The organism is Pseudomonas putida, assembly GCF_028682455.1.
Lineage (GTDB): Bacteria > Pseudomonadota > Gammaproteobacteria > Pseudomonadales > Pseudomonadaceae > Aquipseudomonas > Aquipseudomonas putida_AA.
Map to the genome: position 1 here is coordinate 997,444 of NZ_JANHLD010000001.1, position 17,684 is coordinate 1,015,127.

Below are 17,684 nucleotides of genomic sequence, written 5' to 3' on the forward strand. Positions count from 1 at the left end.
CTGGTATGTTGAATTTTAATAAGCCCCTTGCGCTACCGTCGCAGCTTGAATGGAAGTTTGCGCATGAGCCTGAGCTGTTGAGTTGGACAATTCGGGCGCGCAATTACAATACATTCGTGGCTAACTGTATGTTCGCCTTCATGTCAGTCGTGCTAGTGGGGTTGTCATATTTTTTGTACTCAACTCCTGCAGGGGGTGAGGGGGTTTTACCTCGATTAATAGCAAGCCTGTGCTTTTATATAATTTTTTCCCTTGTAGTTGCCAGTATGACTCATCAGCGGATGAATTTCGCTTTTCGCCTCACCCACTCTGGAGTGGAATATTGTAAGTGGAAAGATTTTCCCAAGTGGGCGCTGACGTTTTTGAAATGGCTTACGGGCATCACGGCGATTTTCTTCGTTTTCATGGCGGTCATTGATCCCTCACTCTTGCTTGGCGCGTTGATAGGGCCAGGAGGCCTCGCTTTGACATACCTCTCCATGGCGAACTCAAAGAGTTACCAGGAAATGCAAACCGAATACCATCACCATGAATTTAAGTGGGACGAGTTTACGCAGCTCGCTATCGCTACCAATCGTGAGGTCGTCGATTTGAAGTACAGCGTCATCCTAGAAGGGGATGACTTTGTAACCAGGTGGAGCCTAAATATTTTTTGTAAACGTAAACAGAAAGAAAAGGTAGCGGAACTCATCAGGCCTTATCTGTCCCCAGGTGTGCCTTTCATTAAGGCTAAAGTTAATGTTCCACTCAGCACGGATTGATGGGGCTGGCTTTGGAATGGGCCACCCGTGAGGCCGATCGTGCCAATGATGCGTTTGGTAGTGAGCTGCTGGAGCAGGATGGCATTGTGCTTTCCAATCAGTGTACACAGCTATTAAAGCTGTCCGTCCCCCATTAATTTGATTGTTGAACACTGGTATGTTGAATTTAAATAAGCCCCTTGCGCTACCGTCGCAGCTTGAATGGAAGTTTGCGCATGAGCCTGAATTGTTGGGTTGGACGATTCGGGCGCGCAATTACAATACGTTTGTGGCAAACTGCATGTTTTTGTTTATGTCTGCCTTGATAATGGGTTGGACGTATTTTTTGCACACAACCCCAGGGCCAAATGAAAGTGTTTTGTCCGCGTATTTGGTTAGCCTGTGTTTCTATATTGTTTGCTCACTTGCAATTGCCAGTATGACTCATCAGCGGATGAATTTCGCTTTTCGCTTCACTCAATCTGGTGTGGAGTATTGTAATTGGAAGGATTTTCCAAAGTGGGCGCTGACGTTTTTGAAATGGCTTACGGGCATAACGGCGATTTTCTTTATTTTCATGGCAGCCATTGATCCATCATTCTTGTTTGGCGCGTTGATAGGGCCAGGAGGCCTCGCTTTGACATACCTCTCCATGGCGAACTCAAAGAGTTACCAGGAAATGCAAACCGAATACCATCATTATGCATTTAAATGGGAGGATTTTACGCAGCTCGCCATCGCTACCAATCGTGAGGTCATCGATTTGAAGTACAGCGTCATCCTAGAAGGGGATGACTTTGTAACCAGGTGGAGCCTAAATATTTTTTGTAAACGTAAACAGAAAGAAAAGGTAGCGGAACTCATCGGGCCTTATCTGTCCCCAGGTGTGCCTTTCATTAAGGCTAAAGTTAATGTTCCACTCAGCACGGATTGATGGGGCTGGCTTTGGAATGGGCCACCAGTGAGGCCGATCGTGCCAATGATGCGTTTAATAGTGAGCTGCTGGAGCAGGATGGCATTGTGCTTTCCAATCAGCGTACACAGCTTTTAAAGCTGTTCGTTCCCCATTCATTTGATTGTTGAACACTGGTATGTTGAATTTAAGTAAGCCGCTTGCGCTTCCGCCGCAGCTTGAATGGAAGTTTGCGCATGAGCCTGAATTGTTGGGTTGGACGATTCGGGCTCGTAATTACAATACGTTTGTGGCTAACTGTATGTTTGCCTTCATGTCAGTCGTGCTAGTGGGGTTGTCATATTTTCTGTACTCAACTCCTGCGGGGGATGAGGACGTTCTATATCGACTTATAACAAGTCTGTGCTTTTATGTAATATTTTCCCTTGTAATTGCCAGTATGACTCATCAGCGGATGAATTTCGCTTTTCGCTTCACCCAATCCGGAGTGGAGTGTTGTAATTGGAAAGATTTCCCAGAATGGGCTCTGACTTTTTTGAAGTGGCTTACGGCCCTAACGGCAATTTTCTTTATTTTCATGGCGACCATCGACCCGTTTTTCTTGTTGGGCGCGCTGATAGGGCCAGGTGGTCTCGGTTTGACGTATCTGTCGATGGCATACTCAAAGAGCTATCGAGACATGCATACCCAATACCATCACCTGATTTATGAGTGGAAGGACTTTACGCAGCTGGCGATTGCAACCAATAGAGAGGTTGTAGATTTAAAGTTTACTCATTTCGATAAGCGGCTTGGCCGAATAGTAAATTGGAGTCTCAATATTTTTTGCAGGCGCAAGCAAAAGCATGACGTAGCAGAATTCATCAAGCCTTTTCTATCTCCCGGTGTGCCTTTCATTAAAGCTAAAGTTAATGTTCCACTCAGCACGGATTGATGGGGCTGGCTTTGGAATGGGCCACCAGTGAGGCCGACCGTGCCAATGATGCGTTTAATAGTGAGCTGCTGGAGCAGGATGGCATTGTGCTTTCCAATCAGCGTACACAGCTATTAAAGCTGTCCGTCCCCTATGTATGTGATTATTGAGTGTCGGTATGTTTAGTTTAAGTAAGCCCCTTGCGTTACCGCCGCAGCTAGAATGGAAGTTTGCGCATGAGCCTGAATTGTTGGGTTGGACGATTCGGGCTCGTAATTACAATACGTTTGTGGCTAACTGTATGTTTGCCTTCATGTCAGTCGTGCTAGTGGGGTTGTCATATTTTCTGTACTCAACTCCTGCGGGGGATGAGGATGTTCTATATCGACTTATAACAAGTCTGTGCTTTTATGTAATATTTTCCCTTGTAATTGCCAGTATGACTCATCAACGGATGAGTTTTGCCTATCGCATCACCCTATCTGGTGTGGAGTATTGTAATTGGAAGGATTTTCCAAAATGGGCGCTGACGTTTTTGAAATGGCTTACGGGCATAACGGCAATTTTCTTTGTTTTCATGGCGACTATTGATCCGTCATTCTTGCTTGGTGCGTTGATAGGGCCAGGAGGCCTCGCTTTGACGTACCTTTCCATGGCGAATTCAAAGAGTTACCAGGAAATGCAAACTGAATACCATCACCATGAATTTAAGTGGGAGGAGTTTACTCAGCTCGCTATCGCTACCAATCGTGAGGTCGTCGATTTGAAGTGCAGCGTTATCCTAGAGGGGGATGACTTTGTAACCAGGTGGAGTCTAAATATTTTTTGTAAACGTAAACAGAAAGAAAAGGTAGCGGAACTCATCAGGCCTTATCTGTCCCCAGGTGTGCCTTTCATTAACGCTAAAGTCAATGTTCCACTCAGTACCGATTGATGACGCGTATACGAGCTTTTACGACCATTTTAATGACCGTCGGGTCGGTACGAAGCTGCTCGGAGAAGTGCCCGACGAGCCAGGAAATAACCTCCACATAGCGGATTTTATTTACACCACTGAAGAGCAACCCCGTCTATGGCAAGCCTGGGTCGCCTTGCCGCAGATTGCCGAGCCGGGGCCGCTGGAGCAGTTTCTGCTGACGATGCGCCACGGGGCGGGGGAAGCCGAAGATTCGCACCAGATAGATCTTGCAGCCTGAAACCTGCAGGAGCGCATTCACCGGGACGCCGGACCGCCGCGATGGGGCGCGTAGCGGCCCCAAAAATGGGCCTGCTACGCAGACCCGGTGAATCCGCTACAGGCCCTCAGGCCCGCGGCTCGCGCGGCATCCCCAACGCCCGTTCGGCAATGATGTTGCGCTGGATCTCGTTACTGCCGCCATACACCGTGTCGGCCCGACTGAACAGGAACAGCGCCTGCAGCCGGCTCAGCTGGTACGGCGCACCTTCGAGCACTTCGGCCTCATCCCCCAGCACATCCATCGCCAGCTTGCCCAGTTCGGCATGCCAGGTCGACCAGGCCAGTTTGTAGATCATCGCTTCACGCCGCAGGCTGCCGTCCTGGGCACCGGAGAGCATGCGCAGGGAGTTGTAGCGCAGCACTTTCAAGCCCGCCCAGGCCTGGGCAATGCGCTGGCGCATCAGCGGGTCGCGTGACGCTCCATTGCGCTTGGCCACCGCCATCACTTGCGCCAGCTCATTGTGAAACTGCATCTGCTGGCCCAGGGTCGAGGCGCCGCGCTCGAAGCCCAGAAGGGCCATGGCGATTTTCCAGCCTTCGCCGGGCTGGCCGATCATGTTGTCGACCGAGGTACGGGCCTGGTCGAAGAACACTTCGTTGAACTCACTGCTGCCGGTCATCTGTTCGATCGGTTGCACGCGAATCTGCGCCTGGTCCATCGGCACCAGCAGGAACGACAGGCCATGATGGCCACGGCTACCCGGTTCGGTGCGGGCCAGTACGAAGCACCAGTCCGCCTCGTGGGCCAGTGAGGTCCAGACCTTTTGCCCGCTGATCAACCAGTGCTCGCCACTGTCGTCCAGGCGGGCGCGGGTCTGTACGTTGGCAAGGTCGGAGCCCGCGCCCGGCTCCGAGTAGCCCTGGCACCAGAACTGGGTGCCGTTGAGGATGCCCGGCAGGAACCGCTGTTTTTGCGCCGGGCTGCCGAAGGCGGCCAGGGTCGGGCCGACCAGGCCTTCGCCAATGTGCCCCATGCGGCCCGGGCCGCCGGCGCGGGCGTATTCTTCATGGAAGATCACCTGGCGGCTCAGGCTCAGCCCACGCCCGCCCTCGGCTGCAGCCCAGCCCACGCCGATCCAGCCACCAGCGGCCAGTTCCCGTTCCCAGGCTTTGCGTTGTTCGGGAAAGCTGTGCTCGTCCCCGGGCCCGCCACGAAAGCGCAAGGGCGCAAACTCACCCTGCAGGTGTTCGCTCAGCCACTGGGCGACCTGGGCGCGGAAGGCTTCATCCTCGGCGCTGAATCCGATTTTCATGGTGCGTCTCCAAATAGCTGCGCCGCCAGGCGTTCGCGGTGCAGGGCAGGGCTGCCGAGCAACTGCTCGCTGGCGCGGGCGCGTTTGAAATACAGGTGGGGGTCGTATTCCCAGGTAAAGCCGACACCGCCATGCAACTGGATCGACTCGCCAGCGCAGGTGAAAAACGCTTCGCTGGCATGGATCTGCGCGGTAGCGGCTGCTTCCAGCAACTCACCCGCAACCCTCGCGTCGCCAGCCGGGTCAAGCCGCTCCTGGGCCACGCAGGCTGCGTACCAGGCCGCCGAACGGGCGCATTCCAGCTGCAGCATCAGGTCGGCACAGCGGTGCTTGATGGCCTGGAAGCTGGCGATGGCACGACCGAACTGATGCCGCTCGCCGATATAGGCCAAGGTCAGGTCGAGGGTCTGCTGGGCGCCGCCGGTCTGCTCGGCGGCAAGGCCGATGGCGCCGATCAGCAGCACGTCGCGCAGCAATGGCCAACCCTGGCCCGCGTCAGTCAGCAGTTGCGCCGACGCTACGGCGACGTCCTCGAGCTCGAGGCGCGCCAGGCGGCGGGTCTGGTCGAGGGTGGGCAGGGTGTGGCGGGTGATGCCGGGGCTGTCCGCCGGCACTGCGAACAGGCTGATACCCGTGTCACCCTGGCTGCCCGCAGCGCGCGCCGCCACGATCAACAGCCGGGCCTGGGCACCATCGATCACTTGCAGGTACTGGCCGTTCAAGCGGTAACCGTCGCCTGCCGGCTCGGCCACGGCCTGCACGCTGTCGGCATCGAGGCCGGGCGCACTGGCAAAGGCGAGGGTGGCGCAGGCGCCGCCGGCAATCGCGCCAAGCCAGTGGTCCTGCACGGCCGGGTTGCTGGCCAGCAGCAGGGCCGGCGTGGCCAGGCAGGTGGTGGCGAACAGCGGTGCGCACAACAGGTGGCGGCCGCTCTGTTCCAGCAGGATCGCCAGCTCGACAAACCCCAGCCCCAGCCCGCCGAAGCGCTCCGGGATCATAAGTGCCGGCCAGTACAGCTCTTCGCCGATACGCTGCCACAGGGCCGGGTCGTAGCCCCCGGGCAGCGCCATGGCGGCGCGCACCGCCTGGGAATCGCTGACCTGGGCGAGAAAGCGCGCGGCGCTGTCCTGGATCATCAGTTGTTCTTCGTTGAATGCGAACTCCATAAGCGTCGACTCGGTCAAGGCGGGTAGAGGCCCGAGTCTAGGAGCGGCGCTTTTGCCGACGAATCATTGAAACGGACTAGTCCGCAAGCCGGGCCCGGCACCAAGGGGGCGTAGTCTCAACGGACGATGAGGGCGATCGGCGCGCTTCGCACAATGGCAGCCAGTACCGGATTTGCCATTCAGGAGCAGCGGCATGATCGAGATTCGTGGTTTGAGCTATTTCGTCGCCATGAGCGAGAACCTCAGCCAGTGGCAGCGCTACGCCGAAGACGTACTCGGCATGCAAGTGCAGCCGGCGCCTGCGGGCGGGCTGTACGTGAAGATGGACGAGCGTCCGTTTCGCATGTTGATCGTCGAAGGCAGCGAACCGCGCTACGTGGCCTCGGGCTGGGAGCTGGCCTCGGAGCAGGCATTCGAGGCGGCCCTGGCGCATTTGCGCGAGCGTGGCATCGAGTGCCAGCGCGGCAGCGCCGAGCAGGTCGAGCAGCGCGGCGTGCAAGCGCTGGTCAGCCTGGTCGACCCGTCGGGCAACTGCCATGAGTTGAGCTGGGGCCATCGTTCCGACTGCCAGCCGTTCGTCTCACCCCAGGGGGTGCCGCGCTTCATTACCGGTGACATGGGCCTGGGCCACACCGTGCTGCCGGCACCGAACTTCGACGCCACCCTGGCCTTTGCCAAGGACGTGCTGGGCTTCGAGCTGTCGGACATCTTCAACTTCCGCCCTGATCCGTCGGCGCCGCCGATCCGCATCCACTTCCTGCATTGTCGCAATGCCCGCCACCACAGCCTGGCCCTGGCCGAGTACCCGGTGCCTTCAGGCTGCGTGCACGTGATGGTCGAGGTCGACTCGATGACCGAAGTCGGCCGCGCCCATGACCGTCTGCTGGCCCACGACGTACGCCTGTCGGCGAGCCTGGGCCAGCACCTGAACGACCGCATGACCAGCTTCTACATGAAGACGCCGTCGGCCTTTGACCTGGAATACGGCTTTGGTGGCCTGCAGGTCGACTGGGCCGAGCATTCGGCGTTCGAATTCACCCGCGTGAGCATCTGGGGGCACGACTTCTCGGTCGGACAACAGTAAGGAACCTGCACATGAACAAACAACTGACGGCGGCCGATGCGGTCGCACAACTGCGCGATGGCATGACCATCGGCTTTGGTGGCTGGGGGCCGCGGCGCAAGCCCATGGCCCTTGTGCGCGAGATCCTGCGCTCACCGGTCAAGGACCTCACCGTGGTCGCCTATGGCGGTCCGGAAGTGGGCATGCTGTGCGCCGCCGGCAAGGTGCGCAAGCTGATCTTCGGCTTTGTCACCCTCGACGCCATCCCGCTGGAACCCTACTACCGCAAGGCCCGTGAAGCCGGTGAGCTGGAACTGCTGGAGCTGGACGAAGGCATGTTCCAGTGGGGCCTGCGCGCCGCCGGCATGCGCCTGCCATTCCTGCCCACCCGCTGCGGCCTGGCCACCGATGTGACAGCGCTCAACCCGGCGCTCAAGACCATCGCCTCGCCCTATGCCGACGGCGAGGTGCTGCTGGCCATGCCGGCGCTGGAGCTGGACGTGGCGTTCCTGCACGTCAACGTTGCCGACCGCCTGGGCAATTGCCTGGTGACCGGCCCCGACCCGTATTTCGATCACTTGTTCGCCCGCGCCGCCCAGCAGTGCTTCGTGTCGTGCGAGCGCCTGGAGGAGCGTCTGTCGCTGGACGCCGAGCAGGCTCGCCTGAACACCTTCGAGCGCTACCTGGTGACCGGTGTGGTGCACGCACCGCTGGGCGCGCACCCCACCTCCTGCCCATCGGACTACGGCTGGGACCTTCAGCACCTGAAGGGCTACGTCGCCAGCAGCCAGCAGGAGCAGGGCTGGGAGCAGTACGTCAGCACCTACGTGGCCGGTGGTGAGCAGGCCTATCAAGACGCCAACGGCGGCGTCGCACGCATGGGCAGCTTGCCCCTGCCTGTGTTCTGAGGAGGATGAAAAATGTCTGCAACCTGTGAGTTCACCCTCGCCGAACTGATGATCGTCGCCGCCTCCGAAGCCTGGCGTGGCGATGGAGAAGTGATTGCCTCGGGCCTGGGCGTGATTCCGCGCCTGGGGGCAAGCCTGGCCAAACTGACCCACAGCCCGCAGCTGCTGATGACCGACAGCGAGGCGTTCCTGGTCGAAGAGCCGGTGCCGCTGGGCCCAAGGGACGGCTACCAGCCGCGCTACTCGGGCTATCTGTCGTTCGAGCGGGTATTCGAATGCGTGTGGGGCGGTCGTCGCCACGCCATGATCGGCCCGACCCAGATCGACCGCTGGGGCCAGACCAACCTGTCGTGCATCGGTGACTATCAAAAGCCCAAGAGCGCGATCCTCGGGGTACGCGGCTTGCCGGGCAACAGCATCAACCACCTCAACTCGTTCTTCGTGCCTAACCACAACAACCGCGTGTTCGTCAGCGGTGAAGTGGACATGGTCTCGGGCGTCGGCTTCAAGGCCGAGCGCTGGCCCGAGGGCGTGCGCCGCGACCTGATGGACATCCGCCGGGTGGTCACCGACCTCTGCACCCTGGACTTCGATGGCCCCGGTCGCGCCGTCCAGGTGCGCACCCTGCACCCAGGGGTGAGTTTCGACGAGGTCCAGGACAAGACCGGCTTCCCGTTGCTCAAGTCGCCACTGCTGCAGGAAACCGCACACCCCAGCGCCGAACAACTGGCCCTGATCCGCCGGCTCGATCCCCACGATTACCGCGCCGCGGCAATCAAGGGCAACCCGCCCGGCATTCGTACCGCCTGATCCGAGGAGCGCCAACATGCACAGCAGCGACAGCCAGTTCGTGGAACGTGAAGACCTTGCGGTCTACGAGACCGAGGCGCCCGTGCTCTATAGCGTGGCCGAGCACATCGCCACGCTGACGCTGAACCGGCCGACCTTCAACAATGCGCAGAACTCGCAGATGACCTACGCGCTGGATGCCGCGCTGCGCCAGGCGGTGGACGATGACCAGGTCAAGGTCATCGTGCTGCGCGGGGCCGGCAAGCATTTTTCTGCCGGCCACGATATCGGTACGCCGGGGCGCGATATCAACAAACCGTTCGAGCGCGCGCACCTGTGGTGGGACCACACCAACAAACCCGGCGGCGAGCAGTTGTATGCACGCGAGCAGGAGGTATACCTGGGCATGTGCCGGCGCTGGCGCGAGTTGCCCAAGCCGACCATCGCCATGGTCCACGGCGCCTGCATCGCCGGTGGCCTGATGCTGGCCTGGGTGTGCGATCTGATCGTCGCCAGCGACGATGCCTTCTTCCAGGACCCGGTGGTGCGCATGGGCATTCCGGGGGTGGAGTATTTCGCCCACCCCTATGAGCTCAACCCGCGCATCGCCAAGGAGTTCCTGTTCACGGGCGATCGCATGTCGGCGAGCCGTGCCTATGAGATGGGCATGGTCAACCGCGTGCTGCCGGCCGCCGAACTGGAACAGGCCACCTACGCCCTGGCAGCCAGCATCGCCCGCCAGCCGCGCATGGGCCTGGCGCTGACCAAGCAGGCGATCAACCACGTCGAAGACCTGCAAGGCAAGCGCACGGCCATGGACGCAGCCTTCGCCTGGCACCACTTTGCCCATGCCCACAACGAACTGCTGTCGGGCGACAAGCTCGGTGGCTTCGACGCCAAGGGCATGGCCAACGCCAATCGCCAGGAGCACGCCAGCCGCCAGGAGCAGTCGTCATGAGCACCTGGATGAACACTGCGCTGACCGAGGCCCTGGGCTGCCGCTACCCGATCGTGCAGACGGCCATGGGCTGGGTGGCCGACGCTAACCTGGTGATCGCCACCAGCCGTGCCGGGGGCTTTGGCTTCCTGGCGGGAGCGACCATTGCCGGCAAGGACCTGGAAGGCGAGATCCGCAAGGTGATCGACGCCACCGGCGGCAGCAACTTTGGCCTCAATTTCCACATGTTCCAGGACAACGCGGCGCAGTGCGTGGACCTGGCCATTCGTTATCGCCTGCGTGCCGTCAGCTACGGCCGCGGGCCGGATGCGCAGACCATTGCTCGCTTCAAGGCGGCCAAAGTGCTGTGCATTCCCACCGTCGGCGCCGTCAAGCATGCGCAGAAGGCCCAGGCCCTGGGCGCCGACCTGATCACCATCCAGGGCGGCGAGGGCGGTGGGCATACCGGCGGCGTGCCTAGTTCGATCCTGCTGCCGCAAGTGTTGGACGCGGTCAGTGTGCCGGTGATCGCAGCCGGCGGCTTTGCCACCGGACGCGGCCTGGCCTCGGCCCTGGCCGCCGGTGCCAGTGGCATTGCCATGGGTACGCGGTTCCTGATGACCCGCGAATCGCCCACGCCGCCTTCGACCCTGGCCCGCTACCTGAAGGTCAACGACCCGCAGCAGGTGAGGGTGACGACCGCCGTCGACGGCATGCGCCACCGCATGATCGAAAACCCCTTCATCAACCGCCTGGAGCAGGCCGGGCCGTTCGGCCGCCTGCGCATCGCCCTGGGCAGCGCCTGGCAGTGGAAGCAGCACACCGGCATGAGCCTAGGGCACATGCTCGGGGTGTTCATGCGCGGCCTGCGTGAAGACCCCTCGGCGTTGTCGCAGGTGGTGATGGCGGCCAACCAGCCGGTGCTGTTGCAGCGTTCGATGGTCGACGGCCTGCCCGACGAGGGCATCTTGCCCAGCGGCCAGGTGGCCGCCGCCATCAACGAACTGCTCAGTTGCCGCGAGGTCATCGAAGGCATCGCCGAGGAAGCCGAGCGCTGTCTGAACGCCCTGTTGGCCCGGCGCGAGCCGGCCTGTGAACCTGCCCCCTCAATTCGCCTGGCGAACACTGGAGAAACCCTGTGAATCCTGCCTTTACCTCTGAACTCAACGCCGGGATCGCAGAACTTGTGATCGCCAACCCGCCGGTCAACGCCCTCGACAGCCAGCAATGGCAGGGCCTGGCCGAACACATCGAAGCCCTGGGCGCCAATCCCGAGGTGCGGGTGATCGTTATTCGTGCCGAGGGCCGGGGCTTTTGCGCCGGTGTCGACATCAAGGAACTCGACGCCCACCCCGAGCGCATCGTCGCGGTCAATGCCGGCAACTACGCCACCTTCAAGGCCGTGCACCGCAGCCCCGTGCCAGTGATCGTGGCCGTGCACGGCTACGTGCTCGGCGGCGGCATCGGCATCACCGGTGCCGCCGACATCGTGGTGGCCGCCGAGTGCGCAAGCTTTGCCCTGCCGGAAGTCGACCGTGGCGCCATGGGCGGCGGCGCCCACCTGCAGCGCCTGTTCGGGGTGCAGAAGGTGCGCTACCTGTTCTTTACCGGCGACAGCATCGGGGCCCGCGAGGCCAGCCAGCACGGCTTCATCGAGCGCGTGGTGCCGCGCGAGCAACTGCGCGAAACCGCCCTGGAGATTGCCGGGCGTATCGCCAGCAAGAGCCCGCACATGATCCGCATCGCCAAGGAGGCGCTCAACGGTATCGAAGACGGCAACCTGGAAGACAAATACCGCTGGGAGCAAGGCTTCACCCTGCAGGCCTACAACAGCCCGGACTCGGCCCAGACGCGCCGGGCCTTCGTCGAAAAACGCGACGCGAAGTTCTGAGGGAACGCCATGGAGCTTACCTATACGCCTGAACAGATCGCCTTTCGCGCCGAAGTGCGCGCCTGGCTCAAACACAACCTGCCGGCCGAACCGCTGGCCAGCTACGACACCCGCGAGGGCTTCGAGCAGCACCGCGCCTGGGAAGCCAAGCTGTTCGACAGCCGCCTGTCGATGGTGATGTGGCCGGCCGAGCTCGGCGGTCGCGGTTGCGGCCTGATCGAATGGCTGATTTTCGAAGAGGAGTACTACGGCGCTGGTGCGCCGATGCGGGTCAACCAGAATGGCCAGTTGCTGCTCGGCCCGACCCTGATGGAGTTCGGTACCGAGCAGCAGAAAAAGCACTTTCTGCCACGCATGGCGGCCAGCACCGACATGTGGGCCCAGGGCTGGTCGGAACCCAATGCCGGCTCCGACATGGCGGCGATCACCAGCAAGGCGTTGCTCGACGGCGACCACTACGTGCTGAACGGCCAGAAGACCTGGTCGACCCGGGCGATCTACGCCGACTGGCTGTTCGGCCTGTTCCGCAGCGAACCGGGCTCCACTCGTCACCATGGCCTGTCGTTCCTGATGGTGCCGTTGAACGCCCCTGGGGTGAGCATCCGGCCGATCAAGGCCCTGAACGGCAAGGATGCCTTTGCCGAAGTGTTCTTCGACGATGTGCGGGTGCCGGTGGCCAATCGTATCGGCGCCCAGGGCGAAGGCTGGCACGTGGCAATGGCCACCGCCGGCTTCGAGCGCGGCCTGCTGCTGCGTTCGCCGGCGCGCTTCCAGTACACCGCACGCAAGCTGGTGGAACTGTACCTGGCCCACCAGGCCAGCGCCGACCGCGATCCTGGCCTGCGCGACGCCGTGCAGGACTGCTGGATGACCGCCGAGGCCTATGCCCTGTCGGCCTACCACACGGTCGGGCGCCTGAGCCAGGGCGCGCAGATCGGCGCCGAGTCGAGCATCAACAAGATCATCTGGTCGGAGCTTGACCTGAAGATGCACGAAACCGCCATGCGCCTGCTCGGTGCCCGTGGCGAGCTGCTGGCCAGTGCCCCGGCCGCAGGCGATGCCGGTGGCTGGCTGGAGGGCTTCCTGTTCGCCCAGTCCGGGCCGATCTATGCCGGCACCAACGAAATCCAGCGCAACATCATTGCCGAGCGGATGCTCGGTTTGCCGAAGTAGGAGCAGGCCATGGACTTCACCTTTAGCGATGATCAGCTGACGTTCCGCGAGGCCATCAGCCGTTTTCTGATGACCGAGGCGGCGCCGGAAATGCTCCGGGAAATCTGGGACACCGACGCCGGGCGCTCCCCGGACTTGCGCAACAAGATTGCCTCCCAGGGCCTGACCGCCTTGTCGGTGCCCGAGGCCGAAGGTGGCCTGGGCATGGACGATGTGGCGTGGGCGCTGATGACCCAGGAACTGGGCTACTACGCCATTCCCGACTCGCTGGCCGATACCGCCTACGTGGCTGCCGGGTTGCTGGCCAGCCTGCCGGTCGATCACCCGGCCCGGGCCCGGCTGCTGCCGCGGATTGCCGAGGGCAGTGTGCGCCTGGCCATCGGCCATCCGATCAACCCGCTGGTCAGTGATGCGCAGCTGGCCGAAGTACTGATCCTCTGCGACGGCGACGCCATTCACGCAATACCCCGTGCCGAAGTGGACGTCGAGGCCAACCCCAGCATCGACGCCTCGCGGCGCCTGGGCCGGGTCAGCTGGCGCGCCAGCGCGGCGACCTTGCTGATCGACGGCGAGCAGGGCCATGCCTTGCAGGCACGCTTGCTCGACCGTGGTGCGTTGTCGGTGGCCGGGCAACTGCTGGGCCTGGCCCAGCGCATGCTGGACCTGTCGGTGGACTATGTGGCCCAGCGCAAGCAGTTCGGCAAGCCGATCGGCAGCTTCCAGGCGGTCAAACACCACCTGGCCGATGTCGCCCGCCAGATCGAGCAGGCCAAGCCGGTGCTGTACCGCGCCGCCCATGGCCTGGCCCGGGGGGATGCCAGTGCCGGGCGCTGGGTGTCCCAGGCGCGCCTGGCCTGCTGCGAGGCCAGCTGGCTGGCCGCGCGCAAGGGCATCCAGGTGCACGGCGCCATGGGCTACACCTGGGAAGTCGACCTGCAGATGTTCATGAAGCGTGCCTGGTCGCTGGACGCGGCCTGGGGCGACCGTGGTTTTCATAAATCCCGCGTCGGCGACTACCTGTTCGCCGCCGGTGCCCGGCTGGGTCCGGGCCATACTTTCGAGGACTGATCCATGCCCCAGGCTTATATCGTTGATGCCCTGCGCAGCCCGACCGGCAAGCGCAAGGGCGCGTTGTCGGAGGTTCACGCCATCGACCTGGGCGCCCACGTGCTCAAGGCGCTGGTGCAGCGCAACGCCATTCCCGCCGAAGACTACGACGATGTGATTTTCGGCTGCGTCGACACCATCGGCGCCCAGGCCGGCGACATTGCCCGTACCAGTTGGCTGGCCGCCGGCCTGCCGCTGTGCGTGCCGGGCACCACGGTGGACCGCCAGTGTGGCTCGTCCCAGCAGGCCGTGCATTTTGCCGCCCAGGCGGTGATGAGCGGCACCCAGGACGTGGTCGCCGTGGGCGGCGTGCAAACCATGACACGCATCCCGATCAGCTCGGCGATGCTGGCTGGCCAGCCGCTGGGTTTTCCCGACCCGTTCAGCGGCAGCGTTGGCTGGCGCAAGCGCTTTGGCGATCAGCCTGTGAACCAGTTCTATGCCGCCCAGCGCATTGCCGAACACTGGCAGCTGAGCCGCGAACAGATGGAGGCGTTCGCCCTGCAAAGCCACCAGCGGGCCCTGGCGGCCATCGAAAGTGGCCGTTTCGATCGCGAAATCGTGGCCTACGGCGAGCTGCGCCAGGATGAAACCCCACGCCAGACCAGCCTGGAAAAAATGGCCAGCCTGGAGCCGGTGGACCCGCAGTTTCCGCGGATTACGGCCGCCGTTTCCAGCCAGACCTGCGACGCCTCGGCGGCGCTGCTGGTGGTGTCGGAGGCGGCCCTCAAGCGCTACGACCTGACCCCACGGGCGCGTATCCATCACCTCACGGTCATGGGCGACGACCCGATCTGGCACCTCACCGCGCCGATTGCCGCAACCCGCAAGGCCCTGCAAAAGGCCGGCTTGCGCATGGCCGATATCGACCGGGTGGAAATCAACGAGGCCTTTGCCTCGGTGGTGATGGCCTGGGCCAAGGAACTGGACTACGACCCGGCGCGCACCAACGTCAATGGCGGCGCCATCGCCCTGGGTCATCCCTTGGGCGCCACCGGTGCGCGGCTGATGACCACGCTGCTCAACGAGCTTGAGTGCACGGGCGGCCGCTACGGCCTGCAGACCATGTGCGAAGGCGGCGGCCAGGCCAACGTCACCATCATTGAACGTCTTTGAATGTCAGGAGTGCCACATGGCAATGTGTAGCGGTCGTACCGTAATTATCACCGGCGCAGGCGGCGGCTTGGGCCGCGCCTATGCCCTGGCGTTCGCCGCCGAGGGCGCGAATGTCGTGGTCAACGATATTCGCGATGAAGCGGCTCGCGATGTGGTCGGGCAGATCCGGGCGGCCGGTGGCCAGGCCATCGCCAACAGCGATGACATCACCACCCTGGACTGTGCCCAGCGTATCGTCGATGCCGCGCTGGCGGCCTTCGGCGAGGTGCATGTGGTGGTCAACAATGCCGGGGTGCTGCGTGACCGATTGTTCCTGAGCTTGTCGGAAGATGACTGGGACACGGTGATGCGCGTGCATCTGAAGGGGCATTACTGCCTGGCCAATGTGCTGGCGCGGCGTTGGCGCGACCTGGCCAAGGCGGGTACCCCGGTGGCGGGGCGGATCATCAACACCAGTTCCGGGGCCGGCTTGCAGGGGTCGATCGGCCAGTCCAACTACTCCGCGGCCAAGGGCGGAATTGCCTCGCTGACCCTGGTGCAGGCGGCGGAGCTGGGGCGCTATGGAGTGACGGCCAACGCGCTGGCGCCGGCGGCGCGCACGGCGATGACCGAGGGCGCGATGCCGGAGCTGGTGAAGAAGCCGGAGGATGGCAGTTTCGATGCCTGGGCGCCGGAAAACGTGGCACCGTTGGTGGTGTGGCTGGGTAGCGAGCAGTCCGGGCATGTGACCGGACAGGTGTTCGAGAGCCAGGGTGGGCGGATTTCGCTGGGCGATGGTTGGCGCACCGGGGTTACCCGCGACAAGGGCGCTGCGTGGCGGGTGGAGGAGGTGGGGGTTGTTGTGGATGAGATCCTTGCCCAGGCGCCGGGGGCGCAGAAGGTTTGGGGTAGCTGATTGCTTTGGGTGGGGCGGGCAAAAAATTCTCGCCCCACCAGGGGCCCTACGCTGGTTAATGAGGCCGGTAGATCACTCAATTCGCTGCACTCTTGCTGGCCGCATCGCTGGCAAGCCAGCTCCCACAGCAAGCCAGCTCCCACAACAAGCCAGCCCACAACAAGCCAACAGCCACAATCGCTGCGCTCTTGCGGGCCTGCGCCGAACCTGTGGAGGCTGGTCTTGCCAGCGATCCATACCCCGTTTTGACGATGTTCCCTCCAGGCCAAGGCTTTATACCTGTTTGCCTAAAGAGCCCCTGGAGATTACCGCTGTGAAACAAGCTCCCCCCTATGTGCCCGGCCACCAGTTACTGGCCGGCAAGTCTGTGCTGATCACCGCCGCCGCCGGCGCCGGTATCGGTTTTGCCGCTGCCCGGCGCAGTGCCGAAGAGGGCTGCCGGGCGCTGATGATTTCAGATGTTCACCCACGCCGGCTGGAAGAAGCCGTGGAGCGGCTCAAGGCCCAAACCGGTCTGCAGGCGGTCTACGGCCAGTTGTGCGACGTAACGTGTGAAGAGCAGGTCCAGGCCCTGGTCACCAGCGCCGAAAGCGCCCTCGGTGGGGTCGATGTGTTGATCAACAACGCAGGCCTCGGCGGGCAGAAGCGCGTGGTCGAGATGACCGACCAGGAGTGGTCCAAGGTGCTCGACGTGACCCTCACCGGCACTATGCGCATGACCCGCGCGATGCTGGCGCGTATGCAACCCCGCGGTACCGGGGTGATCGTCAACAACGCTTCGGTGCTCGGCTGGCGCGCGCAGAAGGAACAGGCCCACTACGCCGCGGCCAAGGCCGGGGTCATGGCACTGACCCGCTGCAGTGCCGTGGAAGCCGCCGAGTTCGGGGTGCGGATCAATGCCGTGTCGCCCTCGATCGCCCTGCATGACTTCCTCAAGAAAGCCTCCAGCGAAGAACTGCTGGCCAGCCTCGCCGGGCGCGAGGCCTTTGGCCGCGCCGCCGAGGTATGGGAGGTGGCCAACGTGATGATGTTCCTGGCTAGCGACTACGCCTCCTACATGGTCGGCGAAGTGCTGTCGGTCAGTTCCCAACAAGCCTGAGGACGCGCCGATGACCCATGTATTCACCAGCGCCCAGGCGCTGCTCGATGCCCAGGGCATGGACCTGGGCTGCACCGACTGGCTGACCATCAGCCAGGAGCGGATCAACCTGTTCGCCGAAGCCACCGGCGATCACCAGTGGATTCACGTCGACCCCGAGCGCGCCGCCAGCGGCCCGTTTGGCGCCTGCATCGCCCACGGCTACCTGACCCAGGCCCTGGCCAATCTGTTTTTGCCGCAACTGATGCGCGTCGACAACCTGGCCATGGGCGTGAACTACGGCTGCGACCGGGTGCGCTTTCCCGCGCCGGTGCCGGTGGGCTCGCGAGTACGCGGGCGCGCTGAAGTGCTGCGCGCCGAGGCCATCGGCACCGCCGTGCAGCAGGTGGTGCGCGTGAGCGTCGAGATCGAGGGCCAGGAGCGCCCGGGCTGTGTGGTCGACACCATCAGCCGCTACACCTTCAACCCTGTCAGCGAGTGAACC

General features: G+C 62.3%; 19 protein-coding genes. 17 read left to right on the forward strand and 2 right to left on the reverse strand.

What is annotated here, in order from left to right:
* Positions 1 to 5: 5 nt before the first annotated feature.
* From NPS58_RS04955 to NPS58_RS04975, 5 genes are all read left to right on the forward strand, one after another.
* On the forward strand, positions 6 to 761 hold the full coding sequence (locus tag NPS58_RS04955; protein WP_274114056.1) for a hypothetical protein: 756 nt from the start codon (positions 6 to 8) through the stop codon (positions 759 to 761).
* A gap of 157 nt (positions 762 to 918) precedes the next feature.
* A complete protein-coding gene (locus NPS58_RS04960; RefSeq protein ID WP_274114057.1) occupies positions 919 to 1,674 on the forward strand; it encodes a hypothetical protein in 756 nt (251 codons plus the stop codon).
* A gap of 157 nt (positions 1,675 to 1,831) precedes the next feature.
* The gene (locus NPS58_RS04965; RefSeq protein ID WP_274114058.1) at positions 1,832 to 2,587 is read left to right on the forward strand and encodes a hypothetical protein; all 756 of its coding nucleotides are present in this window, start codon (positions 1,832 to 1,834) and stop codon (positions 2,585 to 2,587) included.
* A gap of 157 nt (positions 2,588 to 2,744) precedes the next feature.
* A complete protein-coding gene (locus NPS58_RS04970) occupies positions 2,745 to 3,500 on the forward strand; it encodes a hypothetical protein (protein ID WP_274114060.1) in 756 nt (251 codons plus the stop codon).
* Positions 3,478 to 3,762: a hypothetical protein gene (locus tag NPS58_RS04975; RefSeq protein WP_274114062.1), complete on the forward strand. Its 285-nt coding sequence runs from the start codon at positions 3,478 to 3,480 to the stop codon at positions 3,760 to 3,762. The genes NPS58_RS04970 and NPS58_RS04975 overlap by 23 nt, the downstream gene beginning before the upstream one ends.
* A gap of 106 nt (positions 3,763 to 3,868) precedes the next feature.
* Here the strand turns inward: NPS58_RS04975 and NPS58_RS04980 are convergent, their stop codons facing one another.
* Both NPS58_RS04980 and NPS58_RS04985 read right to left on the reverse strand, forming a co-directional pair.
* Positions 3,869 to 5,056: an acyl-CoA dehydrogenase family protein gene (locus tag NPS58_RS04980; RefSeq protein WP_274114064.1), complete on the reverse strand. Its 1,188-nt coding sequence runs from the start codon at positions 5,054 to 5,056 to the stop codon at positions 3,869 to 3,871.
* Positions 5,053 to 6,222 carry an acyl-CoA dehydrogenase family protein gene (locus tag NPS58_RS04985; protein WP_274114066.1) on the reverse strand — a complete coding sequence of 390 codons (1,170 nt, stop codon included), beginning with the start codon at positions 6,220 to 6,222 and terminating at the stop codon, positions 5,053 to 5,055. Before NPS58_RS04985 ends, NPS58_RS04980 begins: the two co-directional genes overlap by 4 nt.
* Before the next feature lie 193 nt (positions 6,223 to 6,415).
* On the opposite strand from NPS58_RS04985, the gene NPS58_RS04990 reads away from it, so the two are divergent.
* The 12 genes from NPS58_RS04990 (at position 6,416) to NPS58_RS05045 (ending at position 17,681) form a co-directional block, all read left to right on the forward strand.
* Positions 6,416 to 7,306 (forward strand): VOC family protein, encoded by an 891-nt coding sequence (locus tag NPS58_RS04990; RefSeq protein ID WP_274114068.1) that lies wholly within the window; start codon positions 6,416 to 6,418, stop codon positions 7,304 to 7,306.
* An 11-nt stretch (positions 7,307 to 7,317) separates the two neighbouring features.
* The gene (locus tag NPS58_RS04995; RefSeq protein ID WP_274114070.1) at positions 7,318 to 8,193 is read left to right on the forward strand and encodes a CoA transferase subunit A; all 876 of its coding nucleotides are present in this window, start codon (positions 7,318 to 7,320) and stop codon (positions 8,191 to 8,193) included.
* Positions 8,194 to 8,205: 12 nt separating this feature from the next.
* Entirely contained in the window at positions 8,206 to 9,003 is a 798-nt protein-coding gene (locus NPS58_RS05000; RefSeq protein ID WP_274114072.1) for a CoA-transferase subunit beta, read from the forward strand.
* A gap of 16 nt (positions 9,004 to 9,019) precedes the next feature.
* Positions 9,020 to 9,940, forward strand: coding sequence for an enoyl-CoA hydratase (locus NPS58_RS05005; protein WP_274114074.1), 921 nt, complete (start codon positions 9,020 to 9,022; stop codon positions 9,938 to 9,940).
* The gene (locus NPS58_RS05010) at positions 9,937 to 11,061 is read left to right on the forward strand and encodes an NAD(P)H-dependent flavin oxidoreductase (protein ID WP_274114076.1); all 1,125 of its coding nucleotides are present in this window, start codon (positions 9,937 to 9,939) and stop codon (positions 11,059 to 11,061) included. Before NPS58_RS05005 ends, NPS58_RS05010 begins: the two co-directional genes overlap by 4 nt.
* Positions 11,058 to 11,810 (forward strand): enoyl-CoA hydratase family protein, encoded by a 753-nt coding sequence (locus NPS58_RS05015; protein WP_274114078.1) that lies wholly within the window; start codon positions 11,058 to 11,060, stop codon positions 11,808 to 11,810. The genes NPS58_RS05010 and NPS58_RS05015 overlap by 4 nt, the downstream gene beginning before the upstream one ends.
* Positions 11,811 to 11,819: 9 nt before the next feature.
* Complete coding sequence (locus tag NPS58_RS05020; protein ID WP_274114079.1) at positions 11,820 to 12,983, forward strand: acyl-CoA dehydrogenase family protein; 1,164 nt, start codon at positions 11,820 to 11,822, stop codon at positions 12,981 to 12,983.
* Between the two features lie 9 nt (positions 12,984 to 12,992).
* Positions 12,993 to 14,051 carry an acyl-CoA dehydrogenase family protein gene (locus NPS58_RS05025; protein ID WP_274114080.1) on the forward strand — a complete coding sequence of 353 codons (1,059 nt, stop codon included), beginning with the start codon at positions 12,993 to 12,995 and terminating at the stop codon, positions 14,049 to 14,051.
* A gap of 3 nt (positions 14,052 to 14,054) precedes the next feature.
* The gene (locus tag NPS58_RS05030) at positions 14,055 to 15,206 is read left to right on the forward strand and encodes an acetyl-CoA C-acetyltransferase (RefSeq protein ID WP_274114082.1); all 1,152 of its coding nucleotides are present in this window, start codon (positions 14,055 to 14,057) and stop codon (positions 15,204 to 15,206) included.
* A gap of 16 nt (positions 15,207 to 15,222) precedes the next feature.
* Positions 15,223 to 16,101 carry an SDR family oxidoreductase gene (locus tag NPS58_RS05035; RefSeq protein WP_274114084.1) on the forward strand — a complete coding sequence of 293 codons (879 nt, stop codon included), beginning with the start codon at positions 15,223 to 15,225 and terminating at the stop codon, positions 16,099 to 16,101.
* A gap of 313 nt (positions 16,102 to 16,414) precedes the next feature.
* Complete coding sequence (locus tag NPS58_RS05040; protein WP_274114086.1) at positions 16,415 to 17,200, forward strand: SDR family oxidoreductase; 786 nt, start codon at positions 16,415 to 16,417, stop codon at positions 17,198 to 17,200.
* A 10-nt stretch (positions 17,201 to 17,210) separates the two neighbouring features.
* Positions 17,211 to 17,681, forward strand: coding sequence for a MaoC family dehydratase (locus NPS58_RS05045; protein WP_274114088.1), 471 nt, complete (start codon positions 17,211 to 17,213; stop codon positions 17,679 to 17,681).
* The last annotated feature ends 3 nt before the right edge of the window (positions 17,682 to 17,684 follow it).

Bases quoted from the DNA above. Each gene is read 5' to 3' on its own strand.
- NPS58_RS04955 (WP_274114056.1), top strand. From the start codon at position 6: ATGTTGAATTTTAATAAGCCCCTTGCGCTACCGTCGCAGCTTGAATGG.
- NPS58_RS04960 (WP_274114057.1), top strand. From the start codon at position 919: ATGTTGAATTTAAATAAGCCCCTTGCGCTACCGTCGCAGCTTGAATGG.
- NPS58_RS04965 (WP_274114058.1), top strand. From the start codon at position 1,832: ATGTTGAATTTAAGTAAGCCGCTTGCGCTTCCGCCGCAGCTTGAATGG.
- NPS58_RS04970 (WP_274114060.1), top strand. From the start codon at position 2,745: ATGTTTAGTTTAAGTAAGCCCCTTGCGTTACCGCCGCAGCTAGAATGG.
- NPS58_RS04975 (WP_274114062.1), top strand. From the start codon at position 3,478: ATGTTCCACTCAGTACCGATTGATGACGCGTATACGAGCTTTTACGAC.
- NPS58_RS04980 (WP_274114064.1), bottom strand. From the start codon at position 5,056: ATGAAAATCGGATTCAGCGCCGAGGATGAAGCCTTCCGCGCCCAGGTC.
- NPS58_RS04985 (WP_274114066.1), bottom strand. From the start codon at position 6,222: ATGGAGTTCGCATTCAACGAAGAACAACTGATGATCCAGGACAGCGCC.
- NPS58_RS04990 (WP_274114068.1), top strand. From the start codon at position 6,416: ATGATCGAGATTCGTGGTTTGAGCTATTTCGTCGCCATGAGCGAGAAC.
- NPS58_RS04995 (WP_274114070.1), top strand. From the start codon at position 7,318: ATGAACAAACAACTGACGGCGGCCGATGCGGTCGCACAACTGCGCGAT.
- NPS58_RS05000 (WP_274114072.1), top strand. From the start codon at position 8,206: ATGTCTGCAACCTGTGAGTTCACCCTCGCCGAACTGATGATCGTCGCC.
- NPS58_RS05005 (WP_274114074.1), top strand. From the start codon at position 9,020: ATGCACAGCAGCGACAGCCAGTTCGTGGAACGTGAAGACCTTGCGGTC.
- NPS58_RS05010 (WP_274114076.1), top strand. From the start codon at position 9,937: ATGAGCACCTGGATGAACACTGCGCTGACCGAGGCCCTGGGCTGCCGC.
- NPS58_RS05020 (WP_274114079.1), top strand. From the start codon at position 11,820: ATGGAGCTTACCTATACGCCTGAACAGATCGCCTTTCGCGCCGAAGTG.
- NPS58_RS05025 (WP_274114080.1), top strand. From the start codon at position 12,993: ATGGACTTCACCTTTAGCGATGATCAGCTGACGTTCCGCGAGGCCATC.
- NPS58_RS05030 (WP_274114082.1), top strand. From the start codon at position 14,055: ATGCCCCAGGCTTATATCGTTGATGCCCTGCGCAGCCCGACCGGCAAG.
- NPS58_RS05035 (WP_274114084.1), top strand. From the start codon at position 15,223: ATGGCAATGTGTAGCGGTCGTACCGTAATTATCACCGGCGCAGGCGGC.
- NPS58_RS05045 (WP_274114088.1), top strand. From the start codon at position 17,211: ATGACCCATGTATTCACCAGCGCCCAGGCGCTGCTCGATGCCCAGGGC.